At 70.2% G+C, this 20,312-nt stretch carries 16 protein-coding genes; 3 read left to right on the top strand and 13 right to left on the bottom strand.

What is annotated here, in order from left to right:
* Positions 1-29: 29 nt before the first annotated feature.
* From LDO27_RS10410 to edd, 8 genes are all read right to left on the bottom strand, one after another.
* Positions 30-1,685 (bottom strand): CTP synthase, encoded by a 1,656-nt coding sequence (locus LDO27_RS10410; protein ID WP_224041586.1) that lies wholly within the window; start codon positions 1,683-1,685, stop codon positions 30-32.
* A 205-nt stretch (positions 1,686-1,890) separates the two neighbouring features.
* Positions 1,891-2,700, bottom strand: coding sequence for an alpha/beta fold hydrolase (locus LDO27_RS10415; RefSeq protein WP_224041588.1), 810 nt, complete (start codon positions 2,698-2,700; stop codon positions 1,891-1,893).
* A 19-nt stretch (positions 2,701-2,719) separates the two neighbouring features.
* Positions 2,720-3,538, bottom strand: a complete 819-nt coding sequence (locus tag LDO27_RS10420) for a peptidase (RefSeq protein ID WP_224041590.1) — start codon at positions 3,536-3,538, stop codon at positions 2,720-2,722.
* 139 nt (positions 3,539-3,677) lie between these two features.
* Positions 3,678-4,502, bottom strand: coding sequence for a transglutaminase family protein (locus LDO27_RS10425; RefSeq protein WP_224041592.1), 825 nt, complete (start codon positions 4,500-4,502; stop codon positions 3,678-3,680).
* An 84-nt stretch (positions 4,503-4,586) separates the two neighbouring features.
* Positions 4,587-5,540 carry an alpha-E domain-containing protein gene (locus LDO27_RS10430; RefSeq protein WP_222201373.1) on the bottom strand — a complete coding sequence of 318 codons (954 nt, stop codon included), beginning with the start codon at positions 5,538-5,540 and terminating at the stop codon, positions 4,587-4,589.
* 40 nt (positions 5,541-5,580) lie between these two features.
* Positions 5,581-7,056, bottom strand: coding sequence for a circularly permuted type 2 ATP-grasp protein (locus tag LDO27_RS10435; RefSeq protein ID WP_222201374.1), 1,476 nt, complete (start codon positions 7,054-7,056; stop codon positions 5,581-5,583).
* A 215-nt stretch (positions 7,057-7,271) separates the two neighbouring features.
* Positions 7,272-7,778, bottom strand: a complete 507-nt coding sequence (locus tag LDO27_RS10440) for a gluconokinase (protein ID WP_224041594.1) — start codon at positions 7,776-7,778, stop codon at positions 7,272-7,274.
* A gap of 135 nt (positions 7,779-7,913) precedes the next feature.
* On the bottom strand, positions 7,914-9,785 hold the full coding sequence (gene edd / locus LDO27_RS10445; RefSeq protein ID WP_224041596.1) for a phosphogluconate dehydratase: 1,872 nt from the start codon (positions 9,783-9,785) through the stop codon (positions 7,914-7,916).
* Between the two features lie 276 nt (positions 9,786-10,061).
* On the opposite strand from edd, the gene LDO27_RS10450 reads away from it, so the two are divergent.
* Positions 10,062-11,018 carry a MurR/RpiR family transcriptional regulator gene (locus LDO27_RS10450; protein ID WP_224041598.1) on the top strand — a complete coding sequence of 319 codons (957 nt, stop codon included), beginning with the start codon at positions 10,062-10,064 and terminating at the stop codon, positions 11,016-11,018.
* A gap of 49 nt (positions 11,019-11,067) precedes the next feature.
* On the opposite strand, the gene LDO27_RS10455 is transcribed toward LDO27_RS10450, so the two are convergent.
* The 4 genes from LDO27_RS10455 to LDO27_RS10470 all read right to left on the bottom strand — a co-directional run bounded on the left by LDO27_RS10455 (position 11,068) and on the right by LDO27_RS10470 (position 16,546).
* Positions 11,068-13,548 (bottom strand): DNA internalization-related competence protein ComEC/Rec2, encoded by a 2,481-nt coding sequence (locus LDO27_RS10455; protein ID WP_224041600.1) that lies wholly within the window; start codon positions 13,546-13,548, stop codon positions 11,068-11,070.
* A 143-nt stretch (positions 13,549-13,691) separates the two neighbouring features.
* Positions 13,692-14,531 (bottom strand): TatD family hydrolase, encoded by an 840-nt coding sequence (locus tag LDO27_RS10460; protein ID WP_224041602.1) that lies wholly within the window; start codon positions 14,529-14,531, stop codon positions 13,692-13,694.
* A gap of 25 nt (positions 14,532-14,556) precedes the next feature.
* Positions 14,557-15,261 carry a lipoprotein-releasing ABC transporter ATP-binding protein LolD gene (gene lolD, locus LDO27_RS10465; protein WP_377747207.1) on the bottom strand — a complete coding sequence of 235 codons (705 nt, stop codon included), beginning with the start codon at positions 15,259-15,261 and terminating at the stop codon, positions 14,557-14,559.
* A gap of 34 nt (positions 15,262-15,295) precedes the next feature.
* Positions 15,296-16,546: a lipoprotein-releasing ABC transporter permease subunit gene (locus LDO27_RS10470; RefSeq protein ID WP_222201381.1), complete on the bottom strand. Its 1,251-nt coding sequence runs from the start codon at positions 16,544-16,546 to the stop codon at positions 15,296-15,298.
* 159 nt (positions 16,547-16,705) lie between these two features.
* On the opposite strand from LDO27_RS10470, the gene LDO27_RS10475 reads away from it, so the two are divergent.
* Together LDO27_RS10475 and recJ are read left to right on the top strand one after the other, a co-directional pair.
* Entirely contained in the window at positions 16,706-17,800 is a 1,095-nt protein-coding gene (locus LDO27_RS10475; protein ID WP_224041606.1) for a hypothetical protein, read from the top strand.
* A 51-nt stretch (positions 17,801-17,851) separates the two neighbouring features.
* Positions 17,852-19,549, top strand: coding sequence for a single-stranded-DNA-specific exonuclease RecJ (gene recJ, locus LDO27_RS10480; RefSeq protein ID WP_222201383.1), 1,698 nt, complete (start codon positions 17,852-17,854; stop codon positions 19,547-19,549).
* A gap of 19 nt (positions 19,550-19,568) precedes the next feature.
* On the opposite strand, the gene LDO27_RS10485 is transcribed toward recJ, so the two are convergent.
* Positions 19,569-20,294: a peptidoglycan DD-metalloendopeptidase family protein gene (locus LDO27_RS10485; protein ID WP_224041608.1), complete on the bottom strand. Its 726-nt coding sequence runs from the start codon at positions 20,292-20,294 to the stop codon at positions 19,569-19,571.
* Between the last annotated feature and the right edge of the window lie 18 nt (positions 20,295-20,312).

A 20,312-nucleotide genomic window follows, 5' to 3' on the forward strand; every position in this document is an offset into this window, starting at 1 on the left:
CCTTCTGTTCCTCGTTGCCGCGCAATGGCTCAGGCGCCCTTGCGCCGCTGCTGGGCGGCCAGCGCCGCTTCCACATAAGCCTTGAACAGCGGATGGCCGTCGCGGGGCGTCGAGGTGAATTCGGGGTGGAACTGCACGCCGACGAACCACGGGTGCATGGATGCCGGCAGTTCCATCATTTCCGGCAGGTTTTCGGTCGGCGTACGGGCCGAGATCACCATGCCAGCCTGTTCGAGCTGCGGCACGTAATGGTTGTTCACCTCGTAGCGGTGGCGGTGGCGCTCGTTGACCTCGGGGCCGTAGATTTCCGCCGCCTTGGTGTCCGCCTTGACCGGCACGCGCTGGGCGCCCAGGCGCATCGTGCCGCCCAGGTCGGAGTCGGCGGAGCGCTGCTCCACCTTGCCCTCGCGGTCGACCCACTCGGTGATCAGCGCGACCACCGGATGCTCGGTGTCGAGATTGAATTCGGTCGAGTTGGCGTCGTTCATGCCGGCAAGGTGGCGGGCAATCTCGATCACGGCCAGCTGCATGCCCAGGCAGATGCCCAGGTACGGCACCTTGTTCTCGCGGGCGTACTGGATCGCCCGGATCTTGCCCTCGGTGCCGCGCTTGCCGAAGCCGCCGGGCACCAGGATGGCGTCGAGCGGCTTGAGCACTTCGAGGTGGCCCGATTCGAGTTCTTCCGAATCGATGTACTCGATGTTGACGCGGGTCGCGGTGTGCATGCCCGCGTGGCGCAGCGCCTCGATCAGCGACTTGTACGACTCGGTCAGGTCGACATACTTGCCGACCATGCCGATGGTGACTTCGTGCTGCGGATTTTCCTGGGCGTTGACCAGCTTCTGCCACATCGACAGGTCGGCCGGCCTCGGGTCCAGGCGCAGTTCCTCGCAGATCAGGCGGTCCAGCCCCTGCTCGTTGAGCATCTGCGGGATCTTGTAGATGCTGTCGACGTCCCACACCGAGATCACGGCGTCCTGCGGGATATTGGCGAACAGCGAGATCTTGGCGCGCTCGTCGTCCGGAATCGGCCGGTCGGCGCGGCACAGCAGCGCCGTCGGCGAGATACCGATCTCGCGCAGCTTCTGCACCGAATGCTGGGTGGGCTTGGTCTTCAGTTCCCCGGCGCTGGCGATGAAGGGCACCAGCGTCAGATGCACGAAGGCCGCGTGGTTGCGGCCCATGCGCAGGCTCATCTGGCGGGCGGCCTCCAGGAACGGCAGCGACTCGATGTCGCCGACGGTGCCGCCGATCTCGACCAGCGCCACATCGGCCTTGCCGCCGTGCGAGGCGGCCGCGCCCTTCTCGATAAAGGCCTGGATCTCGTTGGTGATATGCGGAATCACCTGCACGGTCTTGCCCAGGTATTCGCCCCGACGCTCCTTGCGGATCACAGATTCGTAGATCTGGCCGGTCGTGAAGTTGTTCGACTTGCGCATCTTGGCCGATACGAAACGTTCGTAGTGGCCGAGATCCAGGTCGGTTTCCGCGCCGTCTTCCGTGACGAACACCTCGCCATGCTGGAAGGGGCTCATCGTGCCGGGATCGACGTTGATGTAGGGATCGAGCTTGAGGAGGGTGACTTTGAGGCCGCGCGACTCGAGAATTGCCGCGAGCGAAGCGGCGGCGATGCCCTTGCCTAGCGAAGAGACGACGCCACCGGTGACGAAGACGAATTTGGTCATAAACCGAGCTTGCCGGGGAAATCGGGATTATACACATGCCCGGTGTCGGCCGGCCTCTGAAAATGTCGGCGCAGGCTTCGTCGATGGCGTCATGAGCGGCCCGTTCGATGGTCGCGGCGGCGCTTCCCGCACATGGCGTCCGGCGCCCCTGCCACCGCTGGCCCTCACCCCGGGCTTCTCCCGGTGGCGGGAGAGGGAGCGAACCTCAGATCTGGCGATTTGCACGCATGTCGTCGATCAGGCGGGCCACCACCTGCGCCGTCTCCAGCGGCCGCTCCATCGGATAGAGATGCCCGCCCTCGATGAACCGCAGCCGCTCGCCCACCAGCTTGCGCGTGGCGCCAAGCCCGCACTGCCGGATCTCGCGCGACTGGGTCCCCGCCACGAAGCCCACGGGCACCGGCGCGCCATTGGCCACACCGTTGCCGAGCGTGGTGGGCAGCGTGCGATAGATCCAGTATTCGACCTCGCGGTCGAAGCGCAGCCGCCGCTCCGCGTCCTTGCCGGTGGGTTCGGTGCCATGCAGCGCATAGTCGCGCAGCACGTCCTCGTCCCAGACCGAAAAGCCCGGCTTGCTCTTGAAGTGGGCCCAGACCGCCTCGGCGTCGGGCCAATGGGTGCGCCGGCGCCTGGTCACCGCGGCCGGGCTGTGGCGTTCGTCCATGCCCAGGCGCTGCGCGACCTTGAGCAGCGAGGCGCGCCAGCCGCCGATGATCGGTGCATCCAGCATGACCACGCCGCGCACGCGCTGCGGCTGGCGCAGCGCCGCCATCAGCGACAGGAAGCCGCCCAGCGAATGGCCCACGAGCCAGACGGGCTCTCGGTAGCCGCGCTCCACCGAGGCCAGCAGCTGGTCCACCAGATGCGGCCATTCGCGCGTCACCGGATAGTCCGGATCGTGCCCGTAGCGGTCGACCGCGCGGATCTCGAATTGCTGCTCGAGCGCGCCGAACAGCTTGCGGTAGGTGGTGACCGGAAAACCGTTGGCATGCGAAAAATGCAGGACGTCCCGCATGGCGTCGCCCCGTCCCGCCCTACTGCGAACGCGGGCGCTCGCGGCGCGCGCGCACCGGCTGGCCCCAGCGGTCGGCCTCGCCCTGGCGCGCAAGCGGGAATTCCGCCGGCACAGTCGCATCCCATTCGGGATCGCCGATTTCGCCGAACACCTGGCGCAGGCGCTGGCCCCAGGTGTCGCGGATCATGCGGAAGTAGGCGTTCTTCTCGTCGATATTGACGAAGCGCGTCACGCGCAGCGTATCGGCCTCGTAGACCAGCAGGTCGAGCGGCAGACCCACCGAGATATTCGACTTCAGCGTGGAATCCATCGAGATCAGCGCGCACTTGGCGGCCTTGTCCAGCGGCATGCCGGGATGGATCACGCGGTCGATGATGGGCTTGCCGTACTTGGCCTCGCCGATCTGGAAGTAGCAGTTCTCGGGCGTGGCCTCGACGAAGTTGCCGGCCGCGTAGATATTGAACAGGCGCACCCGCTCGCCGCGCACCTGGCCGCCGAAGATCAGGCTGACATTGAAGTCGATGCCGGCATCGCGCAGCGCCGCCGCGTCGCGCCGGTGCACCTGCCGCACCGCCTCGCCGACGATGGCCGCGGCCTCGAACATATCGCGGGCGGTCCACAGCGAGCGCTTCTCGTCGCGGCCCTCGCACAGGATCTGGCGCACCGACTGGCTGATCGCGAGATTGCCCGCGGTCAGCAGCACCATCACGCGATCGCCCGGCTCCTCGAACACCGTCAGCTTGCGGGCGGTGGAAATGGCGTCCACGCCGGCATTGGTGCGCGAATCGGAGAGGAATACCAGGCCGGCGTCGAGCCGCATGGCTACACAGTACGTCATGATCGTGTCTTGTTCTTGGGGCGTGGGCGTGGCGCCGCGGGACGGCGCGCGGATCCGGCATTCTAGCGCCATGGGCGCCGGCATGGTCCACGCTGGTGCCATCCCTCTAATGGTGCGCCGCGCACCGCGGCAAGACATCTCAGTCCAGCGGGACGATGGAGATGCTCACTTCGAGGGTTTCGGCGCCCCCGCCCTCGCGGATGCCACGGATGGGCGCGGCCGAGCGGTAGTCCCGGCCCACCGCCAGGCGGATATGGCGGCCGTCGGTGAAGCAGCGATGGGTCACGTCGATGCTGCACCAGCGTTCGCGGGCCACATCGAGGCACACATCGGCCCACGCATGGCTGGCCATTTCGGTGGCCGCGGGGTCGTAGAAGTAGCCGCTGACGTAGCGCGCGGGAATGCCGAAGGCGCGGCAGCAGGCCACCATCACCTGGGCCTGGTCCTGGCACACGCCGCTGCCCAGCGCGAACGCTTGGGCGGCGCTGGTGCCCACATCGGTGGTGTTGGGCTGGTAGCGCACGCGCTCGGCGATGGCGTCGGCCAGCGCCAGCAGCGCCGGCGCCTCGTAGCCCGCCGCCAGGTAGGGCGCGGCGAAGGCGGCCAGCTCCGGCGGCGCGGTGGTCAGCGGCGTGCCGCTGCGAAAGTACAGCGGCGAGACGCGGATCTCGCCGTCGAGCGGTGCATCGCAGAAACTCATTTCGCCATTTGCCGTCAGCGGCCGGCATTCGACCTCGCCGCTGGCGGTGATGGCGATGCTGTCGGAGGGCGCCGCCAGCGTGAAGTGGTGGACGATGTTGCCGAAGCCGTCGCGCGCCTCCGACAGGTTGCCCGGCACGGCGAGATGCCAGCCGCCGACGGTCTGCAGAGGCCCCGAGCGCGGCGCCAGCCGCAGCTCGTGCACGCTATGCCTGACGCGGTCCGCGTAGCGGTAGATGGTGCGGTGGTGTATCTGGTATTTCACAATCGTGGGGGCGTCGCGCGGCCCGTCTCGCCGGCACCGCCGCCCGCGGGCGGACTGCCGGCCGGTGGACGCCGGTGCCAACGCTCAGGCGGCAAGGGGCGGCACCAGGAAGTCCCTGCTGATGCCGCTGCCCAGGTCGCCGATGCGCTCCAGGAAGCTGGTCAGGAAGGCGTGCAGGCCGACGGCGAAGATATCGTCGATGCGCGCGTATTTCAGGTCGGCGTGCAGTTTACCAGCCTGCCGCTCGGTCTCCGCCGATTGCTGGTTGCTGACCAGCGCGAGGATGCACATGACCTCGTCCATGCTGGAGACCAGCGAACGCGGCATGTCGGTGCGCAGGATCAGCAGTTCGGCCACGCGCTCGGGCGTGATCACCGCGCGGTAGATCTTGCGGTAGACCTCGAAACCCGACACCGACCGCAATACCGCCGCCCAGTGATAGAAGTCCTTCTCCGCGCGCGCCGGGTCGCTGTCGTCCGAGCCGGTCGACTGGAACTTCACGTCCAGGATGCGCGCGGTGTTGTCGGCCCGCTCCAGGAAGGTGCCCAGCCGCATGAAGTGGAAGGCGTCGTCCTTGAGCATGGTGCCGAACTGCACGCCGCGCGCCAGGTGCGAACGGAACTTGACCCACTCGAAGAACTGAGAGGGATCCTCCCGCAGCATGCCGTCGGCGATCAGGCGCTGCACGTCGAGCCAGGTGGTGTTGATGGTCTCCCAGACCTCGGTCGTCAGCGAGCCGCGCACCGCGCGCGCGTTCTCGCGCGCCGCGCGCAGGCAGCTCATGATCGACGACGCATTGGTCATGTCGCGCACCATGAAGTCGATCACGTCGTCGCGCGACAGCAGGCCGTACTTGTGGTCGAACACATGGGTCAGCTCGGAGATATCCAGCATGGCCCACCAGCCCTGCTCGGCCACCTCCACCGACTGCGGCAGCAGCGAGGTCTGGTAGTTCACGTCGAGCATGCGCGCGGTGTTCTCGGCGCGCTCGGTATAGCGGGCCATCCAGAACAGATGGTCGGCGGTGCGGCTGAGCATGGTGGCTCCTTGTGTTCGGGTCGATCTGCCTGCGGTGCGCTCAGCGCTCCAGCACCCACGTGTCCTTGGTTCCGCCGCCCTGCGAGGAATTGACGACGAGCGAGCCCTCGCGCAGGGCCACGCGCGTCAGGCCGCCCGGCACCATGCGCACCTCCTTGCCCGACAGCACGAAGGGGCGCAGGTCGATATGGCGCGGCGCGATGCCGGCTTCCACGTAGGTCGGGCAGGTCGACAGCGCGAGCGTCGGCTGGGCGATGTACTGCCCCGGGCGCGCCTTGACGACTTCGCGGAACGCGTCGATCTCCGCGCGCGTCGCCGCCGGGCCCACCAGCATGCCGTAGCCGCCGGCGCCGTGGGTTTCCTTGACCACCAGCTCGTGCATATGGTCCAGCACGTACTGCAGGTCCTCGGGGCGCCGGCACATGTAGGTCGGCACATTCGAGAGGATCGGTTCCTCGCCCAGGTAGAAGCGGATCATGTCCGGCACATACGGATAGATCGACTTGTCGTCGGCCACGCCGGTGCCGATCGCGTTGCAGATGGTCACGTTGCCGGCGCGATAGACGGACAGCAGACCGGCCGCGCCCAGCGTCGAATCCGGGCGGAACACGAGCGGATCGAGAAAATCGTCGTCCACGCGGCGGTAGATCACGTCGACCCGCTGCGGACCCTGCGTGGTACGCATGTACAGGTGCTCGTCCTGCACGAACAGGTCGCTGCCCTCCACCAGCTCCACCCCCATCTGCTGCGCGAGGAAGGCGTGCTCGAAATAGGCGGAGTTGTACATGCCGGGCGTGAGCACCACCACCGCCGGATCGGCGATCGACTGCGGCGCGACGCTGCGCAGCATGTCGAGCAGCAGGTCGGGGTAGTGAGCCACCGGCGCGACCCGGTTGCGCGCGAACAGGTCCGGGAACAACCGCATCATCATCTTGCGGTTCTCGAGCATGTACGACACGCCGGAGGGCACCCGGAGGTTGTCCTCGAGCACGTAGAACTCACCCTCTCCGGCGCGCACCACGTCGATGCCGGCGACGTGCGCGTAGATGTCGCGCGGCACGTCGATGCCCAGCATTTCCGGCCGGTATTGCGCGTTGTCGTAGATTTGCTCCGGCGGAATCACGCCGGCGCGGATGATGTCCTGGCCATGGTAGATGTCATGGACGAAGCGGTTCAGCGCCGCCACGCGCTGGCGCAGCCCGCGCTCCAGCGTCTCCCACTCGCTGGCGGGGAAGATGCGGGGAATCACGTCGAAGGGGATGGTGCGCTCGGTGCCGCTGTTGGCCTCGTCCTTGTCGCCGTAGACGGCGAAGGTGATGCCCACGCGCCGGAAGATCAGCTCCGCCTCGGCGCGCTTGTTGCCCATCGTCGCCTCTGACTGGCGGGACAGCCATTCCGCGAAATGGCGGTAGTGCGGCCTTACCCCGCTGGCCGGCAAGACCTTGCCCGCCTCGACCGCCATGTCCGCCGGTCCGCCCTGCCAGTCCAGCATCTCGTCAAAAAACCGCGCCGCCATGATGGCCGCTCCTCCGTTGTGGGCGCCGCGCTGGCCGCCTCGCCGATCTTGTTGTCCCTTCAAGGATAGGCCGCCCGCGCGCCGCGTCACGGGACAGGCACCGAGCCTTGGTACCGACAAAGCAAGATGCCTGCCAGGCATTGGCGGCCGGCTGCGCCCCGCTCAAGGCGTGCGGGCCCGCGACGCCGGTACAGGCGGGACGCCGGCCTTGCGCGTCAGCGCCCCGGCGCGCCGGTCTCCGGCGGAGCCTCGGCCAGGATCTGGTCGACCAGCCGCTCCGGCGGCTGGCGGATGTCCAGCACCACCGCGTCGCGGGGCTCTTCCAGCGTATCGAACTGGCTTTGCAGCAGGGCCGGGTTGAAGAAGTGTTCGCTGCGCTCGGACAGGCGTGCGGCGATGGTTTTCGCGTCGCCCTTCATGTAGACGAAGGTCACGCCGCCGTCGGGCGGGGTCAGGCGATCGCGGTAGACCTGCCGCAGGGCGGAGCAGGTGAAGACGTGCGGGCGCCCCTGGGCGCGCGCGTCGTCGATCGCCTCCCGCATGGCATCCAGCCATGGCCAGCGATCCTCGTCGGTCAGCGCGATGCCGGCGTGCATCTTGGCCTTGTTGGCGTCGCTGTGGAATTCGTCGGCGTCACGAAAGCCGCAGTGCAGCCGTTGCGCAAGCAGGCCGCCGACCGTGGTCTTGCCACTGCCGGACACGCCCATCACGATGTAGATCATGTCTGCTCCATGTTCATGGTCGGGTGGTGTCGCCACCCTTGTCGGTAGGCCGCGCCGATGTCGCGGCGCGGCAAGCCCGGGCGCGGCCCGGCGGCCGTCCCCGGTCGGAATGCGTGGATCCGGCTCGAGCGGGATTTATTTTGCGACGGCCGGCGCCGTTTGGACAGCGGCATCGGCTTCGGACAGGTCCAGCGCGCTGCCGCCCTGCTCCGCGCCGCGGGCGTGGCGGCGGAACAGGCCGAACAGGCCGCGTCCCACGCTGAAGCGATCGAACAGGTCGTCCGGGGCCGGCGCGGCGGCACGCGCGGCGAACTCGGCCTCGTCGCCCAGCCACGTGAGCGTGCCGGCCACGGCGTCGACACGCAACCGGTCGCCGTCGCGCACGCGGGCAAGCGGCCCGCCGGCCAACGCCTCGGGACCGACGTGGATCACCGCCGGCACCTTGCCCGAGGCTCCGGACATGCGGCCATCGGTCACCAGCGCGACCCGGTGGCCGGCGTCCTGCAGCGCGCCCAGCGCGGGGGTCAGCCGATGCAGTTCGGGCATGCCGTTGGCGTTCGGCCCCTGGAACCGCACCACGGCGACCACGTCGCGATCCAGTTCGCCGGCCTCGAACGCGGCCTGCAGCCCTTCCTGCGTATCGAACACGCGCGCCGGCGCTTCCACCACGCGATGCTCGGGCGCGACCGCCGACACCTTGATCACGCCGCGGCCCAGGTTGCCGTCCATCAGCCGCAACCCGCCCTCCGGCGAGAACGGCGCCGGGGCGGTGGCCAGCACCTCGGGGTCGCCGCTGACCAGCGGGCCGTCGCGCCAGCGCAGCGCGCCGTCGGTCATCACCGGCTCCTGCGTGTAGCGGGCCAGGCCGCGCCCTGCCACCGTCTCGACGTCCTCATGCAGCAGCCCGGCCTCGAGCAGTTCGCGAATCACGAAGGCGACGCCGCCAGCGGCATGGAAGTGATTCACGTCGGCCGCCCCGTTGGGATAGACGCGGGCCAGCAGCGGCGTGACGCGGGACAGTTCGTCGAAGTCGTTCCAGTCGATCAGCACGCCGGCCGCGCGCGCCATCGCCACCAGATGGATGGTGTGGTTGGTGGAGCCACCGGTCGCCAGCAGCCCGACGATGGCGTTGACCACGGCGCGCTCGTCGACGATGCGCGCCAGCGGCAGATAGCCGTCGCCGCGGGCCGCCAGCGCGATCGCGCGCTGCGCGGCCGCCGCGGTCAGCGCGTCGCGCAGTCCGCTGTCCGGATGCACGAAGGCCGCGCCCGGCAGATGCAGGCCCATGATCTCCATCAGCATCTGGTTGCTGTTCGCCGTGCCGTAGAACGTACAGGTGCCCGCGCCGTGATAAGCCTGCGATTCGGCTTCCAGCAGCGCGTCGCGCCCCACCTGCCCGGTCGCGTAGAGCTGGCGCACGCGCGCCTTCTCCTTGTTGGACAGGCCGGTCGCCATCGGTCCGGCCGGCACGAAGATCACTGGCAGGTGGCCGAACTGCAGCGCGCCCATCAGCAGGCCCGGCACGATCTTGTCGCACACGCCCAGCATCAACGCCGCATCGAAGGTGTTGTGCGACAGCGCCACCGCCGTGCTCATCGCGATGGCGTCGCGCGAGAACAGCGACAGTTCCATGCCGGGGTTGCCCTGCGTGATGCCGTCGCACATGGCGGGCACCCCGCCGGCGACCTGCGCCACCGCACCCACCGCGCGGGCGGCCTCGCGGATCACGCCGGGGAAGCGCTCGTAGGGCTGGTGCGCCGACAGCATGTCGTTGTACGCGGTGACGATGCCGAGGTTGGGCGCCTGTTCGACCCGCAGTTTCAGCTTGTCGTTGGCCGGCAGCGCGGCGAAGCCGTGCGCGAGATTGGCGCACGAGAGGCCGCGCATCGGGCCGAGCTCGCGCTGGGCGCGCTCGCAGCGGTCCAGATAGGCGGCGCGGCTGTTGCGGCTGCGGGCCTGGATCCGTTCCGTGACGGCGCGGACGGTGGCATGGAGGGATGGCGGCATGCGGGGACCTTTCCTTGCTGGCGTCGGAGCCCCCGGCGCTGCATGGCGCAATGCCGGCGGGTCGCGATTGTAGAATTTCTACATTATAGCCACGTCCGCTGTTGGCCTCCCTTAGGGTCTACCCGTCGGCACGGCCGGAGCGGGCCGATTCGCGGAGAAAAATGGGGCACATGGCGAGCCCTCCGTACAAGCCCTGACTGATCCCAGGTCGATTCGGGGGCATGATGCCGCCTCCATTTATGTAGAATCTCTACATACCGCCTCTTTATCCTTGCCATGCGCGACCGAATCCTCGCCGTCTACGACACCCTGCGCCCCTCCGAGCGCCGCCTCGCCGACTATGTGACCCGCCACGGCGCCAGCGTGATCCGTCTGTCCATGCCCGAGTTGGCCGAGCGCGCCGGGGTGTCGCAACCCACCATCGCGCGCTTCTGCGCGGCGCTCGGCTACGACGGCTTCCGCGAGTTCAAGCTGCAGTTCGCGCAGAACGTGGGCGGCGGCATGCCGTTCGTGCATCAGGACGTGGATCCGGGCGACCGGCCGGCCGATATCGCGGGCAAGGTCTTCGACCGGACCATCGCGACGCTGATGAGCGTGCGCAACGCGCTGTCGTCCGACCAGCTCGAGCACGGCATCCGGCTGCTTTCCAACGCGCGCCGCATCGAGTTCTACGGCTGCGGCAATTCGGGCATCGTGGCGCTCGATATCCAGCACAAGTTCTTCCGGCTCGGCATACCGACCACCGCCTACTCCGACTCTCATGTGTTCAGCATGTCCGCGGCCTTGCTGGGGCCAGGCGACGTGGCGGTGCTGGTATCGAACACCGGGCGCACCTGGGACATGCTCGCCGCCGCCACGCTCGCGCGCTCCGGCGGCGCCAGCGTGCTGGCCCTGACGCACAGCGGCTCGCCGCTGGCCGCGCTGGCGGATGTCTGCGTGTTCTCCGACGTCGAGGAAGACAGCGAGGTCTATACGCCGATGACCTCGCGCATCAGCCATCTGGTGCTCGGCGACGTGCTCGCCGCCGGCGTGGCGCTGGCGCGCGCGGACCGCGTCGCGCCGGGCATGCAGCGCGCCAAGGCCCATCTGCGCGAACGCCGCATCGCTTCGGCCGCCGAGGCACCGGCGCCCGCCCGCAAGGCCGCCAAAACCGGGCCCGCCCGCAAGGCAACCACCGGCGGCAATGCCACCGGCACGGGCACGGCGCGCCCGCGCCCCCGCCGCAAGACCTGAGCCGGGCTGTTCCGTTCCTGCTCCTCCCCTGCCCTTCCCCGGCCGCTCCCTATTCCGGCGCGGCCGGCGCCTCGCGCCAGTAGCGCCGCTGCGTCTGGCGGAAGGGCGCCAGCCGGTAGCCGCCCGACGCCGTGATCATCTCGACCGCGCCCGTGGCATCGGCACGGTACCGGGCGACCCCGTGCCGGGCATACCGGCGCCACACGTCGGGATGCGGATGGTGGTAGCGATTGCGGTAGCCGAGCTGGAACAGCGCCGCCTCGGGCGCCACCGCGGCGAGAAAGGCGTCGGTGGACGACGTCGCGCTGCCGTGATGCGGTGCCAGCAGGACCGTCGCGCGCGATTCGGGCCCTTCCCCGCGCTCGCCCCGGCCGATGATGGCCAGCTCGCTGGCGCGGTCGATATCGCCGGTCAGCAGCAGGCTGGAGGCGCCCGTGGCGATGCGCAGCACGCAGCTGCGCGCGTTGCTGCCGATGGCGGCATTGCCCGCGTCGCCCGGGGCGGGATGCAACACGTCGAAGCGCACGCCATCCCATTCCCAGCCCATGCCGGCCTCGCACGGCGCCGGCATGGGCGCGGCCGTCCCGGCCGGCGGCAACAGCAGCGGATGGCGGGCCGGCGCACCCGTCAGCAGCCGACCCACCGGCACGGCCGCCATCACGTCGCGGACTCCGCCGGCATGGTCGGCGTCTTCGTGGCTGACCATCAGCACGTCGAGCGAGCGCACGCCGGTCGCGCGCAGATAGGGCACGATCACCCGCTCCCCCGCGCTCGATGGCGGCGCGGACGCGACGCCTTCGCGCTTGCGATCAGGCGCCGGTTCCGCCGGCGGCCCGTGGATGGGCCCGGCATCGTAGAGCAGCGCATGTGCGCGGGTCAGGACCAGCACGGCGGTGCCCTGCCCCACGTCGAACGCGATCGCGCGGAACTCGCCGGCGGCCACCGGTTCGCGGCCCGCGCACAGCATCGGCAGCAGCAACAGCAGGCCATGCAGCCGCGCGCGCAGGCCGAAGGCTGCCGGTGCGAGCATCAGCAGCGTGCCGACCGCGGCCAGCAGCAGTTCCGACAGGCGCGGCGCGCGCGCCTCCCACACGGCCCAGGCCGGCTGCGACAGCCAATGCAGCAGCCACGCCAGCCATTCGAGCAAGGCATGCGCGGCGCCCAGGAGCAGCCCCGCGAGCGGCGACGGCGACAAGGCGCCCACCAGCGCGGCCGGCGTCACCGCAAGGCTGACCACCGGGATCGCCACGGCGTTGGCCAGCGGCGATACCACCGAGATCTGCTGGAACAGCGCCAGTGTCAGCGGCACCAGTCCGATGGTCACCGCCCACTGCGTGCGCCCCGCCGCCGCCAGCGTGGCACGCAGACGCGCCCACGCGCCCTGCCCGGCAACACCGCGCTCTTCGGACGCCGCCAGGAAGATCACGGCGACCGCGCCGAACGACAGCCAGAACCCGGCGGACAGCACCGCCCACGGATCGAGCGCGACCGCCGCGAACGCGGCCCACGCCAGCACCAGCGACGCCGGCGGCGCGCGATCGCGCCACAGCGCGATGGCGCCCGCCGCCACCATCGCCACGGTGCGCTGCGCCGGCACCTCCATGCCCGCCATCAGCCCGTAGCCGAAGGCGCCGCCGACGGCGGCGAGCAGTGCCACGCGGCGCGCCGGACAGCGCAGCGGCAGCGGCCGGCGCAGCCGGTGCGCCAGCCCGAACGAACGGCGCCACAGCGCCTGCGCCAGTGCCGCGACCAGCCCGGAGATCATCGTGATATGCAGGCCGGAGATGCTGATCAGGTGACCGATGCCGGTGCGCGTGAACAGCCGCCAGTCGTCGGGCCCGATGCCGCGCTGGTCGCCGACCACGAGCGCCACCAGCACGGGGGCGAAGCGGGCATCGGCCGGCAGCGCCGCGCGGATACGCTGGCGCAGCCGCGCACGCCAGCGCGCGATGCGCCAGGCGAAGGAGCCGGCGACCGCTTCGCGCGCCGGGCCGTGCACCGCGCGCACGTGGCCGGTGGCACCGATGCCCCGCTGCAGCAGCCACACTTCGTAGTCGAAGCCGTGCGGATTCGCCAGCCCATGAGGACGCCGCAGGCGCACGGTGAAGTCGTAGCGCTGGCCCGGCAGCAGGTCGGGAGGCGCGTCATACCAGGCCAGCGACAGCTGCGCCGGCACCGGCGTTGCCGACCGCTCCACGGCAAAGAGAAAGCGCACGCCTTGCGCGGCCGCCGCGGGCAGGCCCGACACCACGCCGGTCACCTCGATGTCGAGCCCTTCCGCCGCCGGGTCGAGCCGCCCCGCCAGACCGTGCTCGGCGCGCCAGGCCGCCCAGCCGAAGCCGCACAGCGCGGCAAGCATCCACTGGCAGGCAAGGCGCGGCCAGGGCGACCCCCGATACCAGCGGCCTGCCACCAGCATCAGGCATAGCGGCAGCAACGCCGCCGCGAGCAAAGCCACCGTGCCGGGCAGCGCCGCTTGCCCTTGCAGCCACCAGCACCCCGCGACAAACGCAAGCAGCGTCAGCCGCATGGGCGCGCGAGCTCCGGCGGGAATATCGAAGGCAACCCGATGGCACACGAGACGGACAAACCCATGGCGGCGAACGCGGCGGCCCACGCCGCGATGGAGTCAAGACGGCTCGTTTATACGGCGGGACGAAGCGGAAATACTTGTCAGGCTGTGACGATGGCGGGCGCCATCGTGGCCGCGAAGGCGGCGAGCCGCGGCAGCGCCGCGACCGAGTTGCGCCACATCGCCGCGGCCAGCGCGTCGGGGGCGATGCCACGCAGCGCGCCCAGCTCGCGGGCGACACCGGCGACTTCGGCCGGCGTATTGCGGACCTTGCGCTGCTCGCCGAACTGGCCGTCGGTCAGCCAGGCGGGCGCGATATCGGGCGCGTCGGTCTCCAGCACGATGGCTTCCAGCGGCAGCTCCAGAGCCAGCCGCCGGATCTGCCGCGCGCGCTCGAACGTCATGTTGCCGCCGAAGCCCAGCTTCAGGCCATGGTCGATGAAGCCCTGCGCCTGCTGCAGGCTGCCGTTGAAGGCATGGGCGATGCCCTGCCGCACGCCCGCGCGGCGCAACTGCGCCAGCACCTGGTCCTGCGACTTGCGCACGTGCAGCAGCACCGGCAGGTCGAACTCGCGCGCGATCTTCAGTTGCTGCGCGCAAACCCAGGTCTGGTGCGCCGGGTCGAGGTCGCGCACGAAGAAATCGAGGCCGATCTCGCCGATGCCGACAAAGCGCGGATCGCCCAGCGATGCCTCCACCTCGCGCGCCAGCGTATCGATGTCCGCCTGCGTCGCGCTGCCGCTGCACAGCGGATGGATGCCCAGCGCATAGACGCAGCCCGCATGGCGCCTGGAGAGCGCGCGCACGGCGCCGAAGTTGCTGACCGCGACCGCCGGCAGCACGATGCCGCGCACGCCGGCCGCTTCCGCCGCCGCGACCACGGCATCGCGGTCGGCGTCGAACTCGCCGGCGTCCAGATGGCAATGGGTGTCGATCCACATGGCGGCGGCTGTCGCTGGCGCGCGCTCAGCGCTCTTGGTGCAGATGGCCGTCGCGCAGGCGCAGCACGCGGTCGCAGCGGGCGGCCAGGTCGACGTCGTGCGTCACGATCACGAAGCTGGTGCCGAGCGTGCGCGACAGCTCCAGCATCAGGTCGTAGACGCCGCCCGCGGTATGGTCGTCCAGGTTGCCGGTCGGCTCGTCGGCCAGCACGCAGGCCGGCTGCCCCACCAGCGCGCGCGCGATGGCCACGCGCTGCCGCTCGCCGCCCGACAGCTCGCCGGGCCGGTGCTGCGCCCGCCCGCCGAGGCCCACGCGCTCCAGCATGGCCTGCGCGGCATCGCGCGCCGGGCCCTGCTTCAGGCCGCGGATGCGCATCGGCATGGCCACGTTGTCGAGCGCGGTGAATTCCGGCAGCAGATGGTGGAACTGGTAGACGAAGCCGAGCGCCCGGTTGCGCACGATATTGCGCTCGCTCTCGCGCAGCGCGGTGAAGGGCTTGCCCTGCAGCGCGACGCGGCCGCTGTCGGGATTGTCCAGGCCGCCCAGCACATGCAGCAGCGTGCTTTTGCCGGAGCCTGAGGCGCCCACGATGGCGACCTTCTCGCCGGCATCGACGCGCACATCCACGCCCTTGAGCACCTCGACATCGAGCCCGCCCTGGCGGAAGCGCTTGCACAGCGCTTCGCCGGACAGTACGGGCACGGCATCGGCGTTCGCGACGCGCGGCATCGAGGCCGACGTCTCGGGAAAGTTCACGAGGGTCTCACTCATAGCGCAGCGCCTCCGCGGGGTTGACGCGGGCGGCGCGCCAGCTCGGGTACAGCGTGGCCAGCGTGGCCAGCACGAAAGAGATGATGCCGATGGTGGCGATGTCGTTCACGCGCGGGTCCGAAGGTAGTTCGCTGATGAAGTAGATGTCGCGGGGCAGAAACTGCACGTTCAGCATCCGCTCGATGAAAGGCACGATCACGTCGATGTTGTGCGCGATCAGCGCGCCGCCGGCCACGCCCAGCAGCGTGCCGATAAAGCCGATGGCGATGCCCTGCACGATGAAGATCTTCATGATCGAGCCGGGCTGCGCGCCCATGGTGCGCAGGATGGCGATATCCGCCTGCTTGTCGGTGACCGTCATCACCAGCGTGGAGACGAGATTGAACGCGGCCACCGCGATGATCAGCGTCAGGATGATGAACATCATGCGCTTCTCGGTCTGCACCGCGGCGAACCAGTTGCGGTTCTGCTTGGACCAGTCGCGCAGGTACAGCTCGCCGGACATGGTGCGCGCCAGTGCGTCCGCCACCTGCGGGGCGCGCTGCATGTCGCTCAGCTTCAGGCGCACGCCGTTGGGGCCGTCCAGGCGGAACAGCACCTCGGCGTCCTCGATGTTGATCAGCGCCAGCGCGCTGTCGAACTCGTAATGACCGGACGAAAAGATGCCGACCACGGTGAACTGCTTGAGGCGGGGCAGCACGCCGGCCGGCGTGATCGTGCCCTGCGGCGCGACCAGCGTGACTTTGTCGCCGAGCCGCACGCCCATCGCGTTCGCCAGCTCGCCGCCCAGCGCGATGCCGAATTCGCCCGGGATCAGGCTCTTCATCGTGCCGGCCCGGAACTGGCCGCCGACATCGGAGACCTTGGGTTCCTCGGCCGGATCCACGCCGCGCAGCAGCACGCCGCGCACCGCCTCGTCGCGCGTCAGCATGGCCTGCGCGGCCACGTACGGCGCGGCGCCGACCACTTCCTTGTTGCGCAGCGCCTCCTCGGCGGTGCGGCGCCAGTCGGGCAGGGTCGTCGGGCCGATCACCTCGATATGCGCCAGCACCGACAGCATGCGGTCCCGCACCTCCTTCTGGAAGCCGTTCATCACCGACAGCACCACGATCAGCGCGGCCACGCCGAGCGCGATGCCGAGCATGGAGATCATCGAGATGAACGAGATAAAGGTATTGCGGCTGGCGCGCTTGCTGGCGCGCGTGTAGCGCCAGCCGATTTGCCACTCGTAGGGAAAGTTCAAGAGGGTTCCTGTTGTTTCGGTTCACGGCGCGCCCGGGGCGGGACCGCGCGTCCCCGGGCGTTGCCTGCGGCCTGGCGGCCGGCGGGCGACCACATGTTACGCATTGCCGGGCAGCGATTTCCGCCGGCGGCCAGCCGCGAGTTTACAATCTCGCCAACCATGATGACGCACCTGACCCTGATTGTGCCCTTTTCCGTGCCGCCGGGCGCCGGCGACGACGCCGACGACGTCGTGCCGGCCGCGCTGCTGCGCCAGTTGGAGTTGCCGGCCCTCGGAAAGTTGCTGACCCGCGCCACGCCCGGCGCGCGCGAGCGCCACGGCGCGGGCTTCGACCCCACCGCGCTGCGCTCCCTGGCGCACGAGCGCTGGCTGGCCGCCCGTGCCGGACTCTCGACGGCCAGCGTGCCGAGCGCCCCGTACATGCGCCTGGCGGACGGCGGCGCCCCCGACGAGCGGGCATGGGTCTGCCTGCAGCCGGTGCATATCCATGCCGCGCGCGACCACCTGGTGCTGATGGACCCGGCGCGGCTCGCCATCCGTGCCGAGGAGGCGGCGGCCCTGCGCGCCGCGATCGAGCCCCTGCTGGCGGAGTCCGGCATCGCGCTCGAGGCGCCCCACCCCGCCCGCTGGTATCTGCCCGAGGCCGTGTTCGGCCCGCTGGAGGCCACCGCGCCGCTGCGCGCCACCGGTCGCAACATCGACGTGTGGATGCAGGCCGGCGCGCGGGCGCGCGACTGGCGCCGCTTCCAGAACGAGATCCAGATGACCTGGCACGACCATCCGGTCAACCAGGCGCGCGAGGGCGCGGGCGAGCTGACCATCAATTCGGTCTGGCTGCACGGCGGCGGCACGCTGGCCAAGGTGCCGCGGCTCGCCGACACGGTGCTCTCGGACGACGCCTTTCTCCGTGGCCTTGCCACCGCTGGCGGCGCCGCCTGCCTGCCGGTGCCGCCGCGCTTCGAGACGCATGCCGGCAGCGCGCTGGCTTTGCTCGACCACGCCGCCGAGGCCCATATCGGGCAGGACTGGGGCCTGTGGATCGAGCGCATGCACGCGCTCGAGGCCGAGTGGTTCGCCCCCGCTTTGTCGGCGCTCGAATCCGGTGCCCTGCAAACCCTGACGCTGGTGCTGGGCGGCGACCACCACTACGCCGAATTCACGGTCGGCCGCGGCGACCTGCGCAAGTTCTGGCGCGGCTTCGGCGGCCGCGGCGACTGGCGCGCGGTGCTCTCCGACCTTGCACTGGCCGCCTGAGCGCCCCCATCGAGGCTTTCCACACGACCCCATGACACCCGCCCGCTCCGCATGACCCGTATCGCGATCCGCCCCCATCTGCCCGAATGCGCCAGCGCGCTCGCCGCGCACGGCCTGCACCCCACGCTGGCCCGCATCCTGTCCGCGCGCGGCGTTACCCACGCGGGCGAACTGGCGACGGACCTGCCGGGGCTGGCGCCGCCCGCCGCGATGAAGGGCATCGACCATGCGGCGCGCTACCTGGCCGACGCCATCGCCGCCGGCCGCCGGCTGCTGATCGTGGCGGACTACGACTGCGACGGCGCCACCGCCTGCGCGGTCGGCGTGCGCGGCCTGCGCATGCTCGGCGCAAAGGTGGACTACATCGTGCCGAACCGCTTCGAGTACGGCTACGGGCTGACGCCGGAGATCGTTGCACTCGCGGCGCGGCACGAGCCGGACGTGATCGTCACCGTGGACAACGGCATCGCCAGCGTCGACGGCGTGGCCGCGGCCAATGCGCGCGGCATCGACGTCGTGGTAACCGACCACCATCTGCCGGGCGACCGCCTGCCGGACGCCGCGGTGATCGTGAACCCCAACCAGCCCGGCTGCGGATTCCCCAGCAAGAACCTGGCGGGCGTGGGCGTGATGTTCTACACGCTGCTGGCGCTGCGCGCCGAGATGCGCGGACGCGGGGTGTTCAGCGCCGAGACGCAACCGCGGCTGGATGCGCTGCTGGACCTGGTGGCGCTGGGCACGGTCGCCGACGTGGTCAAGCTCGACAGCAACAACCGCATCCTGGTCGCGCAGGGCCTGCGCCGGATGCGCGCGGGACGCATGCATCCGGGCGTTGCCGCGCTGTTCCGCGCCGCCGGCCGCGAAGCCTCGCGCGCCACCACGTTCGACCTCGGCTTCGGCCTGGGGCCGCGCCTGAACGCGGCGGGCCGGCTGGCCGACATGTCGCTGGGCATCGAATGCCTGCTGACCGACGACGCCAACCGCGCCTGGGAAATCGCGCAGGAACTGGACGGCATGAACCGGGAGCGGCGCGATATCGAAGCCGGCATGCAGCAGGAAGCGCTGCGCCTGCTGGAGCAGCCGCTGGACGGCATGGACGCCGCCTCGCGCTTCACCGTCAGCGTGTTCAACGACACCTGGCACCAGGGCGTGATCGGCATCGTGGCCTCGCGACTCAAGGAGAAATTCCACCGCCCGACGATCACGTTCGCGCCGGGCGACGAGCAGACCATCAAGGGCTCGGGCCGCTCGATCCCGGGCTTTCACCTGCGCGACGCGCTGGATCTGGTGTCCAAGCGCCACCCCGGCCTGCTGGTCAAGTTCGGCGGCCATGCGATGGCCGCCGGCCTGACGCTGCGCGCCGGCGACTTCGAGCGTTTCATGGACGCGTTCGAGACGGTCGGCCGCGAATGGCTGACCGACGAGCAGCTTGCGCGCGTGATCGAGACGGACGGCGATATCGAGGACCACTGCTTCGACCCGGCCTTCGTCACGATGCTCGAAGGCCATGTGTGGGGCCAGGGCTTTCCGCCCCCCACCTTCTGCGGCGAGTTCAACGTGCTGCGCCAGAGCGTGCTCAAGGGCAAGCACCTGAAGCTGCAGCTGGGCCGCGGCAACCGTCAGTTCGACGCGATCTGGTTCAACCACGCCGATACGCTGGGCGCCAGCGCGATGGTGGCCTACCGGCTGGACAACAACACCTTCAACGGCGTCACGCGCGTGCAGATGGTGATCGAGCACGCGCAGTAGCGCGCGCCCCCTCTCCCGTTCAGCCCCGCGCCGGCAGCAGCCCGGTCGGGTCCACCGGCTTGCCGTTGCCGCGCACCTCGAAATGCAGCTCGCTGGCCGCGGCGCCCATGCGACCGACCTCCTGGCCCGCGGCGATCTGCGCGCCTTCCTTGACGGTGGGCTTGTCCAGGTTGCCGTAGACCGTCAGCCAGTCGTCGTTGTGCTTGACGATGACGAGCATGCCGTAGCCGCGCAGTGTGCCGACATGGATGGCCCATCCCGCCGCCGCGGCGCGCACGCTGGCGTTGGCCGGCGTGGCGATGGTCAGCCCCTTGCTGCCCGGCGGCGCATACCCCTTGGTGACGGCCCCCTCCACGGGCCATTGCAGCCGGATGCTGCTCGCCGGCGGGCGCGACGCCGTGCGCGGCTCGCTGCGCGGGGTCTCGGCGACCGCCGCCGGCTGACCGGTGGACGCCGTCGACGACGCGGCCGCGCCATTTGGCTGGATCCGGATCAGCTGGCCCACCTCGATGCGATCGGCGCTGGGCAGATCGTTCCAGCGCGTCAAGTCCCGCACGGAGCGCTTGTGGCGGCGTGCGATCGAGTAAAGCGTGTCGCCCGACTGCACGCGATAGAAACCGGGCGGGGCCGGCTCGCTTGCCAGCGTGCCGCAGCCCGCCGCCACCGCGGCGGCGGCGGCGGCCAGAAGGACGAGCGCGCGACGGCGGCCCGGCGCCCCGTCCCACGGCATGGGGCTCTGTGTCATTGCCTTGTTCATTGCTGT

It is taken from the genome of Cupriavidus respiraculi (genome assembly GCF_914271545.1).
GTDB lineage: Bacteria > Pseudomonadota > Gammaproteobacteria > Burkholderiales > Burkholderiaceae > Cupriavidus > Cupriavidus respiraculi.

What these genes read in the sequence shown, in the direction of transcription:
- LDO27_RS10450 (WP_224041598.1), top strand. Translation starts at nt 10,062, where the DNA reads ATGCGCGACCGAATCCTCGCCGTCTACGACACCCTGCGCCCCTCCGAG.
- recJ (WP_222201383.1), top strand. Translation starts at nt 17,852, where the DNA reads ATGACCCGTATCGCGATCCGCCCCCATCTGCCCGAATGCGCCAGCGCG.
- LDO27_RS10435 (WP_222201374.1), bottom strand. Translation starts at nt 7,056, where the DNA reads ATGGCGGCGCGGTTTTTTGACGAGATGCTGGACTGGCAGGGCGGACCG.
- LDO27_RS10455 (WP_224041600.1), bottom strand. Translation starts at nt 13,548, where the DNA reads ATGCGGCTGACGCTGCTTGCGTTTGTCGCGGGGTGCTGGTGGCTGCAA.
- LDO27_RS10420 (WP_224041590.1), bottom strand. Translation starts at nt 3,538, where the DNA reads ATGACGTACTGTGTAGCCATGCGGCTCGACGCCGGCCTGGTATTCCTC.
- LDO27_RS10430 (WP_222201373.1), bottom strand. Translation starts at nt 5,540, where the DNA reads ATGCTCAGCCGCACCGCCGACCATCTGTTCTGGATGGCCCGCTATACC.
- LDO27_RS10410 (WP_224041586.1), bottom strand. Translation starts at nt 1,685, where the DNA reads ATGACCAAATTCGTCTTCGTCACCGGTGGCGTCGTCTCTTCGCTAGGC.
- LDO27_RS10485 (WP_224041608.1), bottom strand. Translation starts at nt 20,294, where the DNA reads ATGACACAGAGCCCCATGCCGTGGGACGGGGCGCCGGGCCGCCGTCGC.
- LDO27_RS10415 (WP_224041588.1), bottom strand. Translation starts at nt 2,700, where the DNA reads ATGCGGGACGTCCTGCATTTTTCGCATGCCAACGGTTTTCCGGTCACC.
- LDO27_RS10475 (WP_224041606.1), top strand. Translation starts at nt 16,706, where the DNA reads ATGATGACGCACCTGACCCTGATTGTGCCCTTTTCCGTGCCGCCGGGC.
- LDO27_RS10460 (WP_224041602.1), bottom strand. Translation starts at nt 14,531, where the DNA reads ATGTGGATCGACACCCATTGCCATCTGGACGCCGGCGAGTTCGACGCC.
- lolD (WP_377747207.1), bottom strand. Translation starts at nt 15,261, where the DNA reads ATGCCGCGCGTCGCGAACGCCGATGCCGTGCCCGTACTGTCCGGCGAA.
- LDO27_RS10440 (WP_224041594.1), bottom strand. Translation starts at nt 7,778, where the DNA reads ATGATCTACATCGTGATGGGCGTGTCCGGCAGTGGCAAGACCACGGTC.
- edd (WP_224041596.1), bottom strand. Translation starts at nt 9,785, where the DNA reads ATGCCGCCATCCCTCCATGCCACCGTCCGCGCCGTCACGGAACGGATC.